The organism is Pseudoduganella violaceinigra DSM 15887 (assembly GCF_000425385.1).
Taxonomy (GTDB): Bacteria; Pseudomonadota; Gammaproteobacteria; order Burkholderiales; family Burkholderiaceae_D; genus Rugamonas; species Rugamonas violaceinigra.
Genome location: NZ_AUDI01000001.1, coordinates 188,898 through 205,046, shown reverse-complemented (window position 1 = coordinate 205,046; position 16,149 = coordinate 188,898). Strand labels below are relative to the sequence as shown.

Annotated in this window: 19 protein-coding genes; 15 read left to right on the top strand and 4 right to left on the bottom strand. The window is 53.1% G+C overall.

Annotated elements, in window-relative coordinates:
• The first annotated feature begins 7 nt into the window (after positions 1-7).
• The 6 genes from H597_RS0100945 (at position 8) to H597_RS32975 (ending at position 3,353) form a co-directional block, all read left to right on the top strand.
• A complete protein-coding gene (locus H597_RS0100945; protein WP_154667892.1) occupies positions 8-496 on the top strand; it encodes a hypothetical protein in 489 nt (162 codons plus the stop codon).
• 289 nt (positions 497-785) lie between these two features.
• Positions 786-1,349, top strand: a complete 564-nt coding sequence (locus H597_RS35575) for a gp53-like domain-containing protein (protein ID WP_035372828.1) — start codon at positions 786-788, stop codon at positions 1,347-1,349.
• Positions 1,350-1,358: 9 nt separating this feature from the next.
• Entirely contained in the window at positions 1,359-1,859 is a 501-nt protein-coding gene (locus tag H597_RS0100935) for a hypothetical protein (RefSeq protein WP_154667891.1), read from the top strand.
• 68 nt (positions 1,860-1,927) lie between these two features.
• Entirely contained in the window at positions 1,928-2,365 is a 438-nt protein-coding gene (locus H597_RS0100930; RefSeq protein ID WP_028100468.1) for a hypothetical protein, read from the top strand.
• The gene (locus H597_RS0100925) at positions 2,365-2,832 is read left to right on the top strand and encodes a glycoside hydrolase family 73 protein (protein WP_028100467.1); all 468 of its coding nucleotides are present in this window, start codon (positions 2,365-2,367) and stop codon (positions 2,830-2,832) included. Before H597_RS0100930 ends, H597_RS0100925 begins: the two co-directional genes overlap by 1 nt.
• A complete protein-coding gene (locus H597_RS32975) occupies positions 2,829-3,353 on the top strand; it encodes a hypothetical protein (RefSeq protein ID WP_051293432.1) in 525 nt (174 codons plus the stop codon). The genes H597_RS0100925 and H597_RS32975 overlap by 4 nt, the downstream gene beginning before the upstream one ends.
• On the opposite strand, the gene H597_RS34540 is transcribed toward H597_RS32975, so the two are convergent.
• Together H597_RS34540 and H597_RS0100910 are read right to left on the bottom strand one after the other, a co-directional pair.
• Positions 3,300-3,758 (bottom strand): hypothetical protein, encoded by a 459-nt coding sequence (locus H597_RS34540; RefSeq protein ID WP_154667890.1) that lies wholly within the window; start codon positions 3,756-3,758, stop codon positions 3,300-3,302. The genes H597_RS32975 and H597_RS34540 overlap by 54 nt on opposite strands.
• 952 nt (positions 3,759-4,710) lie before the next feature.
• Positions 4,711-5,349 (bottom strand): hypothetical protein, encoded by a 639-nt coding sequence (locus H597_RS0100910; protein ID WP_028100466.1) that lies wholly within the window; start codon positions 5,347-5,349, stop codon positions 4,711-4,713.
• Positions 5,350-5,405: 56 nt separating this feature from the next.
• Here H597_RS0100910 and H597_RS0100905 point away from each other — a divergent pair, with 56 nt between their 5' ends.
• The 4 genes from H597_RS0100905 to H597_RS0100890 all read left to right on the top strand — a co-directional run bounded on the left by H597_RS0100905 (position 5,406) and on the right by H597_RS0100890 (position 11,513).
• A complete protein-coding gene (locus H597_RS0100905; protein ID WP_229632063.1) occupies positions 5,406-7,499 on the top strand; it encodes an ATP-dependent nuclease in 2,094 nt (697 codons plus the stop codon).
• Positions 7,496-9,223, top strand: coding sequence for a UvrD-helicase domain-containing protein (locus H597_RS33730; protein ID WP_083940890.1), 1,728 nt, complete (start codon positions 7,496-7,498; stop codon positions 9,221-9,223). Before H597_RS0100905 ends, H597_RS33730 begins: the two co-directional genes overlap by 4 nt.
• Positions 9,224-9,441: 218 nt before the next feature.
• On the top strand, positions 9,442-10,278 hold the full coding sequence (locus H597_RS32970; protein ID WP_051293430.1) for an HNH endonuclease: 837 nt from the start codon (positions 9,442-9,444) through the stop codon (positions 10,276-10,278).
• Between the two features lie 77 nt (positions 10,279-10,355).
• Positions 10,356-11,513: a DUF3800 domain-containing protein gene (locus H597_RS0100890; protein WP_028100463.1), complete on the top strand. Its 1,158-nt coding sequence runs from the start codon at positions 10,356-10,358 to the stop codon at positions 11,511-11,513.
• A 52-nt stretch (positions 11,514-11,565) separates the two neighbouring features.
• Here the strand turns inward: H597_RS0100890 and H597_RS0100885 are convergent, their stop codons facing one another.
• Positions 11,566-11,808: a helix-turn-helix domain-containing protein gene (locus tag H597_RS0100885; protein WP_028100462.1), complete on the bottom strand. Its 243-nt coding sequence runs from the start codon at positions 11,806-11,808 to the stop codon at positions 11,566-11,568.
• A gap of 93 nt (positions 11,809-11,901) precedes the next feature.
• On the opposite strand from H597_RS0100885, the gene H597_RS0100880 reads away from it, so the two are divergent.
• From H597_RS0100880 to H597_RS0100860, 5 genes are all read left to right on the top strand, one after another.
• Positions 11,902-12,615, top strand: coding sequence for an NUMOD3 domain-containing DNA-binding protein (locus tag H597_RS0100880; RefSeq protein ID WP_028100461.1), 714 nt, complete (start codon positions 11,902-11,904; stop codon positions 12,613-12,615).
• A 420-nt stretch (positions 12,616-13,035) separates the two neighbouring features.
• Complete coding sequence (locus H597_RS0100875) at positions 13,036-13,797, top strand: hypothetical protein (RefSeq protein WP_028100460.1); 762 nt, start codon at positions 13,036-13,038, stop codon at positions 13,795-13,797.
• 14 nt (positions 13,798-13,811) lie between these two features.
• Positions 13,812-14,858: a hypothetical protein gene (locus H597_RS0100870; RefSeq protein ID WP_028100459.1), complete on the top strand. Its 1,047-nt coding sequence runs from the start codon at positions 13,812-13,814 to the stop codon at positions 14,856-14,858.
• Positions 14,859-15,149: 291 nt separating this feature from the next.
• Complete coding sequence (locus H597_RS0100865) at positions 15,150-15,452, top strand: hypothetical protein (RefSeq protein WP_028100458.1); 303 nt, start codon at positions 15,150-15,152, stop codon at positions 15,450-15,452.
• 149 nt (positions 15,453-15,601) lie between these two features.
• A complete protein-coding gene (locus H597_RS0100860; RefSeq protein WP_154667888.1) occupies positions 15,602-15,898 on the top strand; it encodes a hypothetical protein in 297 nt (98 codons plus the stop codon).
• 73 nt (positions 15,899-15,971) lie between these two features.
• Here the strand turns inward: H597_RS0100860 and H597_RS0100855 are convergent, their stop codons facing one another.
• A complete protein-coding gene (locus H597_RS0100855) occupies positions 15,972-16,142 on the bottom strand; it encodes a hypothetical protein (protein WP_154667887.1) in 171 nt (56 codons plus the stop codon).
• Positions 16,143-16,149: the final 7 nt, after the last annotated feature.

Sequence of the window (16,149 nt, the reverse complement as noted above, 5' to 3'; positions counted from 1 at the left end):
AAGAAATATGAAAACTCGTTATTCGATGACCACGGGCGGCTTTTACCCGCTTGAATTCGACTATGGCGACGATCTGCCATTGGATGTGATGGAAGTTCCTCTGTCCGATTACGAAGCGGCGATGGCCAGGCCGATAGCTAGCTCCTTCGCTTTTGTGAATGGGCAACTGGTCATCACTCCACCGCCGCCAACGCCATTCGCAGTGCTGCGCGACAGCATTTTTTCTGAAGTGCGCGCAACGCGCCAGGAAATCCTGGGTGTCATCTTGCAGATTGGATGGGTTGCGGATAAGGCAGGTGACGTCGCCATGGTGAATGCAGTCCTCGCTGCTCGCCAAGGCTTGCTCAACATTACTGAAGCGCCGGCGGTACTCGAAGCCGCGAAGAGCGAAAGCTATGAAGCCCTCCACGCAGCTGTGAAATTGGAGTTGAAGTCCATCGCCGGTTCTGCCCCAGAAAGCTTGCGCGGAGCATTCAGCATTGCGGAAATTCGATAGCCGCTGACCTCTTCGAGCGCAGTAGTGCTCATCCGCCTCAGCACCGGCAATTCAACAAATGTGCCAAAAACTTCTGGTTCATGTTTTTATCAAATGCAGCTCAAGCCGGGAGCCGCTAGCGTCAAGGCGGCTGACTGGTCAACGTGCAGGTGGCTGCCAATGTGACGTATTGGAACGTGAACGGGCGGGCGAGCGAACCGCTCGCATATGGCGACGCTGGTCTTGCCTGCCTGCTGGCGAACTGCCAGCCGGCTCACATAATTGTCTACATTTCTTATGGAGGAACCGCATGAAGCGGATTACGACGGCGACCAAATCGGTCGACAAATTCGGTGCGGGTAAGCACGGTTTCACAAACGGGAATGCCGTTGCAGGGATCCCGGCAACAGATCTGGAGGATACCTGGTTCGATCACGTGCAGGAGGAACTTTGTACTGTGGTCGAAGCGGCGGGACTTGCCCTGGATGGAAGCAGCCGTGCGCAGCTGCTTGCCGCTTTGCGTTCAGCGGGTGTATTTCAAACGCAAGCGGTCGGCGATCAATCCGCCAAGGCGGCGACAACGGCCTTTGTCAACCAAGGGCATTCGTTGTTGGCGAATGGCTACCAGAAACTTCCAAGCGGATTGCTTATCCAATGGGGCAGTGTTGTTACAAGCGTGAGCGGTGACGTGGCAGTCACATTCCCGGTTGCTTTCCCAGCCGCGTGCCGCTCGATCACATTTGGCCACCTTTCCATGTCGTCGTTTGGGGGAGTCGGTTCGAATGGTTCCAGTACAACCGGATTTATTTGCGCTGGGTATAACCCGTCAGGCCGCGTTTCCATTGATTCGCGCTGGATGGCTATTGGACATTAAGGAATCGAAGTGGACATTAAAACTCGTTATTCAAAGACTACAGGCGCTTTCTATCCCTTCGATATCGATTATGGCAACGATCTGCCAGATGATTTGGTCGAGGTTCCGATTGCCGATTACCAAGCAGCGATGGCTAGGCCAATGGGTTATTCCTTCGCATTTTTGAACGGGCAGTTGATCATCGAGCCTCTGCCGGAGGCACCGTTCGTTGTGCTGCACGATAGCTTCATGTCCGAGGTGCGTGCGACGCGCCAGGAAATTCTCGGCGTCATCCTGCAAATTGGCTGGGTTGCAGACAAGACGGGCGACGTTGCGATCGTCCATGCTGTCCTGGCCGCACGCCAAGCGCTGCTCAAAATCACTGAAGCACCTGCGGTCTTGGCCGCAGTGAAGAGCGAAAGTTACGAGGCTCTGCGCGCAGCAGTGACGTCTGAATTTAAGGGCATTGCCAACGCTGCACCGGAAGTTCTGCGCAGCGCTTTCAACATCAAAGCGCTTGATTGCCGCTGACTTGGAGGGGCGCAGTAGTGCCAATCCGCTATTGCGCCTTAAACACAACAATCCGTACGAAAACCTCAATGAAAGAGAACATGTCAATCGAAACCACTGCCGGCGGAGCCCTCATTAAAATTTTTGGCGTCCCCGTCCTTGCTGGGGCGGCAGCAACCGGCCTGGCCTTCTTGTTCATGTGGCCCAAGTCGCTCAAGGAGGCTGCAATCCGGTTTGCCTGCACGCTTATCGCTTCGGCGGTTGCGGGGCCATTCCTGGTCATTGCCGTTCACAGCTGGTGGCCAAGCCTATTTGCATCCGCAGGGCAGTTGGCTGCCCTAAATGGCCTCCCACCTGAAATGGGCGTTTTGTTCGTCGCGGCCCCGTTTCTTGTCTTGGCTGGTCTGCCTGCTTGGTGGATTCTCGGAGGCCTGGTTCTTTGGTTCGAGCGGCGCAGTGGCAAGGATCTTGCCGAGATCGCGCACGATGTGGCTGCAGCCGTTAAAGATGTCAGAGAGGTGCTCTGATGGCGCCGAACGAATTCATCGCGGAGTTACTGCCCGCTGCGCAAGCCTGCCATCGCAGCAGCGGCATTCCAGCCAGCTTCACGCTGGCCCAAGCCGCACTGGAATCCAGCTGGGGGGCACGTGCGCCGGGCTTCAACCTGTTCGGCATAAAGCCGGGACCGGGCTGGAAGGGCGCGACGGTGCTTGTCGACACGCATGAATATGTCAAAGGCGCGCGCGTCCAGGTCACATGCGCGTTTCGCGCGTACGACGGTTGGCTGCATTGCGTGCAAGATCACGCTGCCTTTTTCAAACTAAATTCGCGTTACCGCAAGTGCTTCCTTGAGACGTCGGGCGAAGGCTGGGCCCGGGCTGCTGCCGCAGCCGGATATGCGACGGACCCTGCCTACGCCGATAAGCTGATCGCTATCATGCGAGGCCGGGGGCTGGCACGGTTTGATGGCCCGGCTGCAAACGTGCTGCCATGATGGCGACGATTCAGCGTCTGCTGTGCGCGATTGTACCGACTTGGGCCAAGTGGTCAGGCCTCGGTGCTCTATGCATAGCCGCCTATGGGCTGGGGCGGCTGCATGAAGCCCGCAAGGGGGCCGATTCGATGTCCGATTACGTGGCCGAGCAGGCAGCACGCGCCGTCGACATCGGACGGATGCAAACGAAGGTGTTTGTCCAGACTGAAATCAAGTATCGCGACCGCATCCAGAAAATCTACTTGAAGGGGGAAGAAATTGAGAAGCAAGTGCTTGCCTATGTCACTCCGATTGATGACGCTATGTATGGCGTCAACGCTGGCTTCGTGCTGTCATATAACGCCGCCTGGTCCGGTGAGCTTGCCGGACCTGCCACCAGCGCTGACCGTGACGCCGCCGGAATTCCGCTTGCTGAAGTCGCAGAAGCAGACGCCTACAACGCCACCGTCTGTCACGCCTGGCGTGAATTAGCGCAAGGCTTGCGAGAGCATTACCAGAAACAGCAGGCGATTTTGAAGTGAGGATATTTCCCAATGATTCATAGCGATGCGGGAAGGTTTGCAAGAGGTACATCCCGACTTCAGCCTGGATTTCCACACATTTCCCTCTTCGATGAACTTGCCTCGTTGGCTCCTGCCCGTGGGCCGGAAGTGATCGGCGTCAATTCTCTGCTCTATAAAATTGATTCCGTCGGGCACGTCTTTGTTGGGGGAGTAGGTATATTCGACATTGTCGAATAGCACATTCCCTTCATCGCTTAATCTGATGCCTTTGCAAAAGCCGAACAGTCCGGGCAGTTTATATAGCTCGGGATTCGCCGCGCTACGGGCGTCGATCAGATACACCGCAAAGTGCCTTACTGCCGTCCCACTGCTGGCCGACGGCTGCCCCTCAATACAGCCTAATTTCCCCATCTTATAAGCCATGGGACGTCGCCCTAGATCATCTTCATGTGCCCGCTCTGACGGGAAGGCCTGAGCGCGCGTCATTACAAAGCCCTTGCCCTGCCAGACAAAATGTCCGTGCTCGATCGTGGGTGCTGGAACGATGGCGTTGGCATCAAATATTGCGCCGCGCAGCTGCGATTAGTAGCTATCGTATGTATAAACGGCATCGCTCTGCATCGTCAGCGCTAGTAAGAAAGCAATTTGAATCATCGATACTTCTGCTTTCGGCAGGCGCGGCATAGGATTGCATCGTCTTCCAGCGCGATCTTTTCCCCATTAATTGAGGCAGGATAGGAACCTGGCAGTACAACTCCACCAACGGTTGTACGAGCACCTTCGGTTATCGTGAACCTTTCCATTTTCCCTCCAGGATCGGGCGTGATCCGCCGAGTGTAGGAGAGTGAAAACTTCGCGAATTGATTTCAGTCAATGAAAGCACTAGGGTGGGGCTTGAACAACACGTAGGGAATCGTGCGTGGATTGGGTGATCCGTTATTAAGGACGCTTTGCTGCTGAGCTTGCCGTGATCCGCTGACATGGCGCGAAATCGCTGTGCGATTTCGAGAATGGCCGAATCGAAGAGTCGTCCGCTTGCAAGCGAACGTCGTTCCGCTGGCTGGCCGCATGCGGCCCGAAATCCCAGCTCCACCCCGCGCCCGTACCGGACGCCGATTCGTGCCCCGCCAACTTTGCGCCGGCGAACAAAAAATTAGGGCCCTACCGCTTGCGCGGCAGAGCCCTAATTTTTTGTTCGGTGGTGGAGACGGCGGCTATTGAACTTTAGGCCTCAATCATAGGTGACTTCGCGGATAGTTTGGGTTCGTATTACGCGAATACCCCCATGTATACCCCATTTACTCGGAAATTATCGAAGCATCTTGCGCCTGAAGGAGGGAGTCACTAATCTGCCACTACAGGTATTTCCTATGTACTAAATGGGCTTTTCAACGACAAAAGAACCCGCAGCTCTTGCCTGGAACATCTGTGGTGGACTCCCATCGCCTGGGACGTCAACGACCCATACTCCACTGAAGTCCTCGGCTCGTATCACCGTGCGATGCTTTAGAAGGAGGTTTCTCAACTTCGGCACAGCTTGGGGCAGGTCCTTAGCCAGATTCACCCAGCCTTTGTCTCCCCCCCAAGGGTTGTCTGCGTGAAGGAATTTCCCGAGCCTCTTGTAAAGGCTAACAAATTGGTCTTTTTTCAGGTAGTCAGGGCCTCGACGCTCAAAATGCCAGTGACCGGATGATGCTTGGACTGGCCCCTGGATCGGATCAGGATAAAAGTCGGGATTGAAGTTGCTGATCGTTAGGAAGATGGTGTCGGCTTGATAGTCTTTCCGAAAATCGGGCGACTTCACAGCAAGTTGCCGGAAATCCGCGTACTGCTTCTTGTTGGGAGCGATGGCTGCCAACGCAATGGCTTCCATCGCCTTTCTTAGTTGCAATGCAGCGGATTCTAAGGCGATTAGGTCCTGCGATTGCCCAAATACTGATGCATAACTTTCGCATGCAGCCAGGCGCGTTCTTGCTTCCGCCATCTTATCTAAGTAAACGGTTGGCTCTTTCATCGCATTCTCTCTACAAATCGTATGGTGGCTCCAATGGTCGGCTCAAGATTGGTTGTATGTCAATCGCAAAATCAGATTGTTCTGACTTAACAAAATGTATTCTTTTTTCCTACACATGGTTGTTCGTAGCTGACGAAGCTAGTGTCAATCGTGTATGTTTGAATTATTGTTTACGAGCAAAATATACTGCGATGTATCTATCTGAATTAGGCATCTCCAATTTTCGCAAACTTAAAAACGTACAGCTCCGTTTTCAACCTGGGCTAAATGTCATTGTCGGGGCGAACAATGTAGGGAAGAGCGCAGTCGTCGATTGTCTTCGTGCGCTGCTTGCTGGGCACGATGAGCCGTACCCCCGTTTTGATCTTGGTGATTTGCATCGGCCACCCGAGGGAATGCCCGAGGGCGATATCGAATTTCACTATGTTTTTCGTGAACTCGAACCGGACGATGAAGCCGATTTCCTTGCTGCCATTAAACAGATGGCTGATGGTCAGGTGGAAGCGCACATTCGGATACGATACTTTGATCCCGACCTGAGCGGTCGCTTCAAAGTGAAAAGATGGGTCGGTGACCACGAAGACGTTCCACTCAATTCCGATATGATGGAAAACTTGCGTGGCGTCTATCTTCAGCCGCTTCGTGATGCATCGCAGAGTCTACGCCCAAGCAAGAGCAGTCAGTTGGCGCGCCTTATACATCTCCTGGCTGACGAAGATGGTCGGGCAGGAATAAACAACGCCTTGATCGAGCTTGACGCTCAGTTGACTGGACATCGACCTATCCGAGACACGCAACAGGCAGTCACTACACGGCATAGGGAAATGTTGGGGAACCATTTGTCCCAAGCCATCACCGTCGGGTTAAGTGCAAGTGATTTCCAACGACTGTCTTCACGCCTAGCGCTGACAGTTGATAATTTTGAGTTGGATCAAAATGGCCTTGGCTTTAATAACCTCATTTGCATGGCCGTAGTCCTGAGTGAGTTGGCCAAGAATCCTGAGGCCACCTATCGTGGACTAATTATCGAAGAGCCAGAAGCCCATCTTCACCCTCAACTGCAAGCAATTCTGCTTGACTACCTTGCCGGATTGCCAGCGGTTGTCGGGGAGAAGCCAGTACAGCTATTTGTTACCAGTCATTCGCCGCACTTCGCAAGCAATGCTAATTTAGACTCGCTCACTTGCCTCGTTGACTCGGGTGACATCGTGACGTCCTTCTTTCCAAGAGAAGTTAAGTTCGACAAAGGTAAGAGAGAGAAGTTGGAGCGCTATCTCGATGTGACCCGTGCCGAGCTATTTTTTGCACGAAAAGTGATTTTCGTCGAAGGCGCCGCTGAGCGCATGCTTGTGGACGTACTGGCCAACAAAGCCGGGCATGAATTGCGCGAGCATGGGGTCAGTCTAATAAGCGTGGAGGGACTGAACTTTGATTCATTCCTTCCTTTGTTCGGCGAAAATGCTTTGAAGATACCTGTCGCTTTGATCACGGATGCGGACCCGCAGTCTCAGATCGACGAAGCAGACGAAGAGAATGTAGAGCCAAACAATGAAGGGCAAGTGGAAGGTGAAGCGGCTCAGGAGGATGATGAGGAGGTGGGCTATGACGATGATGAAGACGATATTGAGGATGCGGATGTTGATGGTGAAGTACCCGACGTCATAGCGCATGGCGATGTGAATCAACGCCAAGCACAACCGGCAGACGGAGGCCCCCCTGCGGCAGCGCGGAAGCGGCGAAAGGCCAAGGCCGTTTATCCAGCACTGGGCGACGCCGTCATTATTTCAAAGAACACGGCGAAAATGAAGGCTCGAGAAGATCGTTATGTAAGAGTGTTTTACGGTGTAAAGACGCTTGAGTACGACCTAGCCTTACATGAGAATAATCGTGATGCGATGCTTACTGCGCTGGCCGACTTCCATCCAAAGATCGCAAGAAACTTAAGACGAAAGGTTGAAGGCGAAGCAGACAATCGAGATAAGGCTAAGGTACTCTTCAAGGGGATGTTTGAGCGGAAGGAAAACAATATTCAAAAAGGGAGATTTGGGCAATCGTTGGCTCAAGTGATTACTGATGGTGCCGATTGCAGCGTGCCTGAATACATTCGCCTTGCAGTGGAACATATTTGTAATTGGCAGGAGCAAGCGTGAGGCCATCTGAGGAGCAGCAGGCCGTGATAGGCGCTCCTTTGGTCCCGTTGGCGGTTATCGCCTGTGCGGGGAGTGGGAAGACCTTTACAGCAGTTCGCCGCCTTGTGGAGTTGCGGCGCAGGTTAGGTGAATCCCGGGGACGCGTATCCTTGCTTTCCTTTTCAAACGTCGCGGTTAATACTTTTCGACAGGCCTATCAGGCTCTATCTCAGTCGCTCTCTCATTCTGCTGGACGAAACCGGGTAGAGATAGACACGTTGGATGCATTCCTTACCACACATGTACTGAGGCCCCATGCCCACCGTATCATGGGGGCGGCACGGACTCCGTTCTTAATTTCCGGAGGTGAACCCTTCGTCAGCGACATTCGATGTCAAACCACTGCATACCCGATTTCGATGGATAAGGTAGTCGTTGGCATTGACGCAGGTGAGCCAACTTTTTACTTTGATCACAATGGTGAAAAGGAGATGCTGGATCAAGAGGATGTTAGAAGAAAGGTTGCGCGTATAGGGAGAATGGGTGCATATACGCATGAACTTGGCCGCTACTGGTGTTATCAGACTCTTAGAGCGAATGCGACACTACTGCGAGCATTGGCGCGTCGGTTCCCTCACATACTGGTAGATGAAGCGCAGGATATCGGTGTCGTTCACCAAGCGATCCTTGAGCTTCTTTCCGAGGCCGGTGTGCAGATTTCACTAATCGGCGACTCCTGCCAAGCCATATATGAATTTGCAGGTGCAGATGGGGGCTTCCTGCGCAACTATCACCTGCGTGCAGGTGTTGAGCTATTTGAGTTGACCTGTAACTATAGGTCGCTGCCGTCAATTCTCTCTGTAGCAAACGCAGCCTCAGGCCGAGTGGATGACCCCGACCGCGAGGAAGAGGATGGGCGCCATTCAGCTTACTTCATTGGCTACACCGGACGCAGTTTGCCCCGTGTTCTGGAAGCCTTTCGAGCCAAAGTACTGGAGCTAGAGATGAAAGAAGAAGATGCGGCGATACTTTGCCGTTCGGCGGATTCAGCCCGGAGACTTTCTGGAGTGATCGAACCGTGCGGGCAAGGGACTTTGAAAAACTTCGTTCAGGCTGCGCTTTACCGCGACGTCAACGGCAACTTCATGGAGGCATTCAGGTTTGTCTTACGTGGTGTGATGAGTTTGCTGATTAATCCGCCTCATGACCTGATGTCGCGCCTTGTTCGCAATGACGAAGACCCTGCGCTGCGCAAATTGCGACGCCGATTGTGGCGATTTACGAGAGACTCACAGGCGGGGCTTCCCGCAGCAGTATTACCCGGCGCGAGCCAATGGCACCCAGTCCTGCTCGAACGCGTTCGCCAACTACTTGACGAACTTCAAAGGGAATATGGCCTTGTGCCAGTTGACCATATCGGAAGAAAGCTGGCTCGAACTGGCCTCGTTCCAGGGCCATTAGATACGCGAGCAGATGTGAATGATGTCATGAAAAAAAGGCTGCGTGCAAGCACAGTTCATCGAGCGAAGGGCGAAAGCATTGATGCGGTTTTGTATGTCGCTACTGGGGCGCACTCGCAAGCGATGCTTGATGGCGTCGATAGTGAACTGGGGCGCATAGGGTACGTTGCATTGACCCGAGCGAGAAATCTTCTTTGGCTTGCTGTACCTACGAGCGCACTCCGACTACAACGTCAACGATTAACTGCAATGGGATTTCGAGAGTCTGTGCTTCCACGAGCTTAGAAGTAAGTGAAGGTGAATGCTTCAAACTGGCTGCTGCCATTTCCCGCTTGTGCTGCCCGAATGCCGTCATTCGGTCAGTCGATTGTGCGGTGTAGGGGATGTGCGGGACGTCATAGGTGGCGATAGAGATGGCACAACGGCGTTGCTATGGATCGCAAAGATGCTTTTGAAATATTGCGCAGGCTTTCGGAAGCGCGTGTGGTCTAGCTTTGGAGGTGATGGCTATGTCATTTTCATGGGAATTAGTTGTCAACGAGTTTGATAGTTTGGCAGAGTCGAGTCATTGGAGTAAAAACAAAGATAAAGAGTATCGGAAGCGGTATCGTCAGGGAACGAAGACTATGGTTTCGCTGTATGGAAGCAAAACGGATGATCCGCAAACCATAGAGGTTGCATTAGGGGCCAAGGCCTTGGCGCAATGCACACTGAGAGATGTTGAGGAGGTCAATTTTTGGATTCACGGGCTCCAGTCCTCGGTCGGCAAGTACGCGAAACCAAAATCGAAGTATAAATTTCATCGGATTGCAATCTCCTCCGAAAAAGAAACTCAAAATCTAATCAACGCAATTCGGGTCTTTCTGCAAGATTCTGAACGAAGCGGAATCAGTGAAATACTTCGTCCTGAAGACGTAAAAGTCCTGCGTGACATATGGAGTCGACGAGGGCAGGCCGGGTTTAGAGAAACTCTTTTGAAACTCTATGAGAATCGATGCGCAATTACTGGCTGTGAGACGGTTGCTGCATTGGAGGCCGCACATGTTGTGCCTTATTCGCAGGGGCATCATTACGAAGCCAAGCGAGGCATCCTACTACGTGCAGACGTGCACACCCTGTTCGACTTGGCCCTTATTTCTATCGATCCCTCGACCCGCACTGTTGTCGTTGCGCCTGGCGCTCAATGCGATTACGGGCATCTCGACGGCGTGAAAATTTCTGACCCTAAAGAGCCGTGGGCTATGCTCGATTTGGAAGACATTCAGATGCATTTCAGACGTTGGACGCAAGACCGAGAGGCAGAGCAAGCGGCCACATCGGTGGATGTTGGAGATGAGTAAGCATGGCTTGATTTGCTGGCCTTTGCAATGCAGATCAAGCGCAGGTAAATAGTAAGTCGACTTGAACAGGATGCATTTTGTATTTTTACATTGATGAAAGCGGCCATACCGGGCCCAATTTATTCGACGACAGTCAGCCAATGCTGTATTACGGTGTTCTGTCATGCGCTTTTGATGTGGACGTCCTTGCAGAGCCTGAACTGAAAAGGCTACGTGCTGAACTCAGAGTGGAGCGCTTACATGCAAACCAGCTTGGCAGCGGGGGGCTGGTTCAAGTGCTTCCACAGCTATTGAGACTTCAGCGCACTCTTGGCTTGCAGTTGGATATATATCGCGTTGTGAAGGCCGATCATGCGGTCATCTGCTTCTTCGACCAGGTTTTCGACGCGGGACTAAATCCGGCAATGACATGGACGGGGTATTGGACGCCTATTCGATACGTCCTGTTGATGAAGGTATCTGGCTTGTTCGATGAGGAGTTAGCCAAGGCAGCGTGGGCTGCCAGAATTTCACTTGATTCCGCGGAGGCGTCAAAACAGCTAACGTCGATCTGCACGATCTTGCTTACTCGGGTCAGCCGACTTCCTGACGCCCGAAGCAGGGAAGTTATTGGCGACGCGCTGCGTTGGGCGGCTAACAATCCCCACGAACTGTATTACAACACAAAGGACCCCAAGGCCCGGCTGCAAGTGATGCCTAACGTAGTGGGATTTCAGTCTGTGATTCATGGAATTACCAGGCGTATACGGGATTCAAGCGTTAAGGCCAAGCGGATCATAGTTGATCAGCAATCGCAGTTTAATAAGGCCCAAAAAAGCCTATTGGAGTCCTACGCCCAGAGCCGTGAAGTCGAATGGGAGCTTGGCCCGGGACTGCCAAAGATGGATCTAGCGGATGTTCCTGACGTACCTCTAACATTTGCATCAGGTGTAAGCAGTTGTGGGCTTGAGCTGGTTGACGTCTATCTTTGGATTTGTAAACGGCTTTTTGAGAGAAAGCAGGTCGCAAGGGAACTATACGCATTGTTAGCTCCTCACAAGAACCTGTCGAACATTTATGAGATTTCACTTCGAGCGATTCAGGAGCGATGGGGGCCGCACATTGAAAACCTGCCGAGGTTGAGTGATCTTTCAGAGGAGCAGCGTTTGGCTGGTCAGGCGCTACTTGCCGCAGATGAGCAGCGGCGGCGTGCGGCAATGGAGGAGCCAGTGGTGAGGCAGCCGAGGCAGAAATAAATGTGGTGGCTCGGACTGATCGACACTGACCGTCCAATGGTGGACTGGCCAGTCAAAGCCCAGCGCGGGCAATCAGGTCGCGTACTGTGATATCCAGCGCCTCTGCGATTTTGAGCAGGGATAACACGGCTACGTTGTTGTCGCCTCGTTCGACGCGGCCTAAGTAACTGCGATCAACTTCTGCGAGCAGGGCCAGCGACTCCTGCGACATATCGCGTTCGAGGCGAATATCGCGGATTGCCTGACCAAGCGCAACCAGAGCGGGACTTTGACGATGTTTGGAGAGATTGGGCACACGCCAATCATCCGTATATAATCTCCGACTTTCGACGGTACATGTACCTCAGTGTCGTTGTCTCTATATTGTTTGATGGGGTGTGGAAGAAGTATGCAGTTGGATATGTTGGATATTAGAGTTACCGTGTATGGCTTGGCATCGTCAAAGGACGCAACGATTCGATATGTGGGGCAGACAACCAAAGTGGTTAGTGAGCGCCTCAAGGAGCATTTGACGTGGACCAGGCGGGGCAGGGACAAGAGTCGCCGCACCGCATGGATTAAGTCCGTTCTGGAAGCCGGCAACGAACTGACAATCATATCCCTTCAGGACGGCGCCGAGCTGCACGTCGACGAGATGAAGTGGATCCAGCACTTTACCGATGCCGGGCATGACCTAGTCAATGGATCGATGGGCGGCGACGGCTGCATAGGCGTTCCGAAGTCGGAGGAGCATAAAGAGAAGATTCGTGCGGCGATGAAGATTCGGAAGTGTCCGTGGACCAGTGAACGAAACCGTGCGCAGAAGGGAAAGCCAGGCCATGCAATCACTCCCGAAACAAAGTTGAAGATTTCGCTAGCAAATAAAGGGAAGCCGAAGAAAGGCTTGGCAGAACGGAATATGGAGCGCGAATGGACTGAAGAACAGCGTCAGCGGATTCGCGCCACGCGCACCAATCGGAAGCTGTCGGACGAGGATGTTCGGGAAATTCGGCGACTGCTTGCGCAAGGAATGACGCAGACTGCAGTGTCAAAAATATTCGGAGTAACCAATGGAACAATCAGCGAAATTCATCGTGGCAGGACACATTCCCTTGTGAAGTAAGCTGTTTGCAAGAGCGAAGCACGCAGCTCTTGAAGGTAATATGTTGACTGCCGCCCTTCAGACTTGATCAGCCATTTCTTACCTGTCTAGGGGGCGATATCGACGCAAATGGTGCAGCCGTCCTCTCGGGTCCGCTAGGATGCTGTTAGTGGCGCATCAAACAATTGAGGAACCAAGACTATGCAATGTCCAGTCTGTGGCTGAGCCGCACTGATGCACGATACCCTCGACCTCCCCGTGACTTACAAGGGCAAAAGCGCGATCATCCCCAGCGTGACAGGCGATTAATGCCCTGCCTGCGGCGAGGTGATCCTTAACCGACAACGCCGATTCAGTAAAGAACCCCGCTCGTTTGGCCGCGACGCACAGGCGGATGTTTTAGAATTGAAGCTCTCAAACAGTGATAAGTGAAGCTTCGACATGCGCAACGACGACAAGAAGAGGATTGAGAAATACCTGCTTACGAGCTTCTTGAAGCACGCGGCAATCCCGGCTTCGATTGTTGATGCACCAGAGCCGCCTGACTTTATCATCGAGCATGAGGGGCGACGCATTGGCGTTGAATTGACCGAGACGTACATCGAAATTAACGGCGGTTCTCACAGTCGTCAAGCGCAAGAGAGCAAGGCGCGTCGCCTTCTGCAAAAGGCGCATGCCTTCCACAAAACGCTCTGGTCCAATGCGCGAGTCAACGTGCAGGTCAATTTCTATTCAGGTCGCATAAGGCCGAACGAGAACTTGGAAGTAACAGCGCAACAACTGGCAATACTCGTCGGATGTCACCCGGTAAGCCCTGGTCAGGCCATAGTGTTACGCTCAGAAGAATATGACGACGAATTGCCCGATTCGGTAGCTCGTGTAAGAATCTATGGCCTTGATGATCACGGCCCACAAGAGCATTGGACGGAAGCGGGTGCGGGTTGGGTAGCACCGCTAACCAGGCAGCACATTGAAGAACGAATTGCAGCAAAGGCAAAGCGCTTGCCCAAGTACAGGAATGTGATCGCTGAAAATTGGCTCGTCATAGCTACCAAAGGCAGTAGCCCTTCACAGTTCTTTAACCGGGATAGTCTTCAATCCTTAGGCTCGTTTGTAAGCCCGTTTGAACGCACGTACTTCTTCGACAACTTAAGCGGAACCGTTATCTCGCTAACGGCGCAGGCTCCGTTCGCACCGCAATGACAGGAAGGAAAACGTTGATCGATTCAAGATACTTCCCGGTCCTTTATAAGGAGTGCCGCAAAGCTAAGCTACTGGAAAAAGGGGCTGACGCGATACAAGCGCTGATAGATCGCAAGGGCGTTCAAGCAGTTGTGGAGTCGAAACAGATGTTTTCATTCTTAGATGTTGATGGCTACCTGATAAAGTGTGCCGAGGGAGTGGCATTCTTCCCTCGCACGATCACGCCCATCAATCGGAATTCTGGAGTGACGCGATTACGTAAGATCTTTCTTGATGTTGACCTTGTTTTGCCACCATACATTCCGTTGGGCTATCTGTCTTCGCACGGCGCGCAAATTGAAAACGCCAAAACGCCACAGGAGAAAGAAAGGCTTGTCGGGGAAATGCTGGAAGAGCGCTGCAACGGCAGCCTAGACATGGCAGACGCATGCACAGGTATCTATCAGCGGGACCCTTGTATTGTCCCGTTTTATGACAGTCTCCTGGAGGCTATCGAAGCCCATTACCTAGGTTTGCATAGAGCGTCAGTGCTCACGTTAATCCCCTGCGTTGAGGGGATTATTCGTAACCTGGCAAAGATGGTGGGCATGAACATCGATGACCGAATCGATGCAGAGAGTTTCCTGGAGACTCTAACTAAAGTGCAGAGACGCCACATAAAAGAAGTTGAACTAAAGGGCATTGATTGGATTCCGACTGAGCTAGCATCGGTTGCCTTTTTTGATCAGGCGCATGAACGAATTCAAATGGTCGAAAGTATCCGAGTGTTTGTTGAGCATGCCTTGTATCAGCATACTTCAATGTACGGAAAAACGAGCCGGTTAAACCGTCATGGAATAGTCCACGGACTAATTTCAGACTTCCATACGCCAACAAATTTCTATCGTCTGATTGTGCTGATCAATGCCTTATCAGTGGCGTCGATAGTGGCAGGCAGGAGCGCTAGCCTGCTTCGACAACCATCAACTAAGGAAGGACTCCAACTAGCCATGCACTTTGAAGCGTGCAAAGCGACTGCCTTCCAGGCCGCATCAAGCAAGCATTTTGCTAGCAATGCATAGATTACCTCTGCCAAAGAACCGATAAGAGAAACCGAACGAAGGCTTCACCATTGACGCTACATTTCCCGATTCTTGCCCCCACAACGCATCGCTGCGTTGCTGACTGCTGCCAGAATTTGCGGCAGCTACCCCACTGCTACACAGGACTAAATGGAGGCGCGAACTGGCCGATGCCGAAACCAAACGAAAAGCCAGGCCAGCGTTGATCATGTGATGCACCTGTTCGACAACAAACATGCGCCGGGGGCGGAAAAGGGGATAATAAAGTTGTACCCAGCAAGGAGGTCGACCATGAACAGGACAACACTGGCGATCAAGGCGCGCAAGCATTGGGAACGCCACCTGCCGCAGAAGACGCTGGAACTGATGGCGGACGGGGAGTTCGAGCAGGCGATCCAAGCCGCCGCAAGGCAGGCGCAGGCAGAAATCGTCAACTTGACGGCGCAGGGGGGGCTGGAACACGAAGCGGAAGAAGTGGCGCTGGCGCAGTTCATCCTTCTGAAGCCCGAGCCGGTGGACGACTGGGAATCCAGGGAGCTGGCCGCCAAGGAACGCAAGTACCAGAAAACGATGCGGGCGTTTTTGGACGAGTAAGCCCGGTCGCGTCGACCGTCCTGATCTTCAGTTCCCACATCACGCCATGCTGTGTCTGGGTGCTGTGGCGAAGCCGAAAGATTCAACGAAAACCTGGCGGCCATCAGCGACCGCACATAGTGGCCAAGTCGAGAAAAAAAAGTACGACCATGATTCCACCAAGCCGCAATTTGCTTGAGCGTTCAATTCGGCGCTGGATGCTGGACCAGCGGCCACAGGACTTTCATCGCCTGACCCAATCGGGGGAGCTGGATTCGCGGGTGCGTGAACTCGACCAGATGATGGTGGAGGACTTCGAGCGCCAGGAGGACGAGGTGATGGCCGCGCTGATGAAGGCCAACACCTGGGGCACGCAGGCAGGGACGCAAGAGTTCCACATGCGGCGCTTGCAGGCGTGGGGGGAAGTAGTAGCGCAGTATCTGCCGGTGGTCATCGATTCGGCTTAGCCGTCATGCGAAATTCAAGGTGGCGTCGACCATGTCAATGGAGCCGCCATGGATCGACGCGGTGGCTCTCCGCTCATGCAAACACCCCCACCAGAACGAGGATCAGGCCGCTAACAAACCCGGCAATCTCCAGCATTGCGATGGACGCATGCTCAAACACCCAGTTTTTGGGGCGTGCCTGGAATAGGGCGCCATAGCCAAGCGGGAGCATTAGGAGGAAGCCAATGATGGTTGTGGTACTCATGAGATAC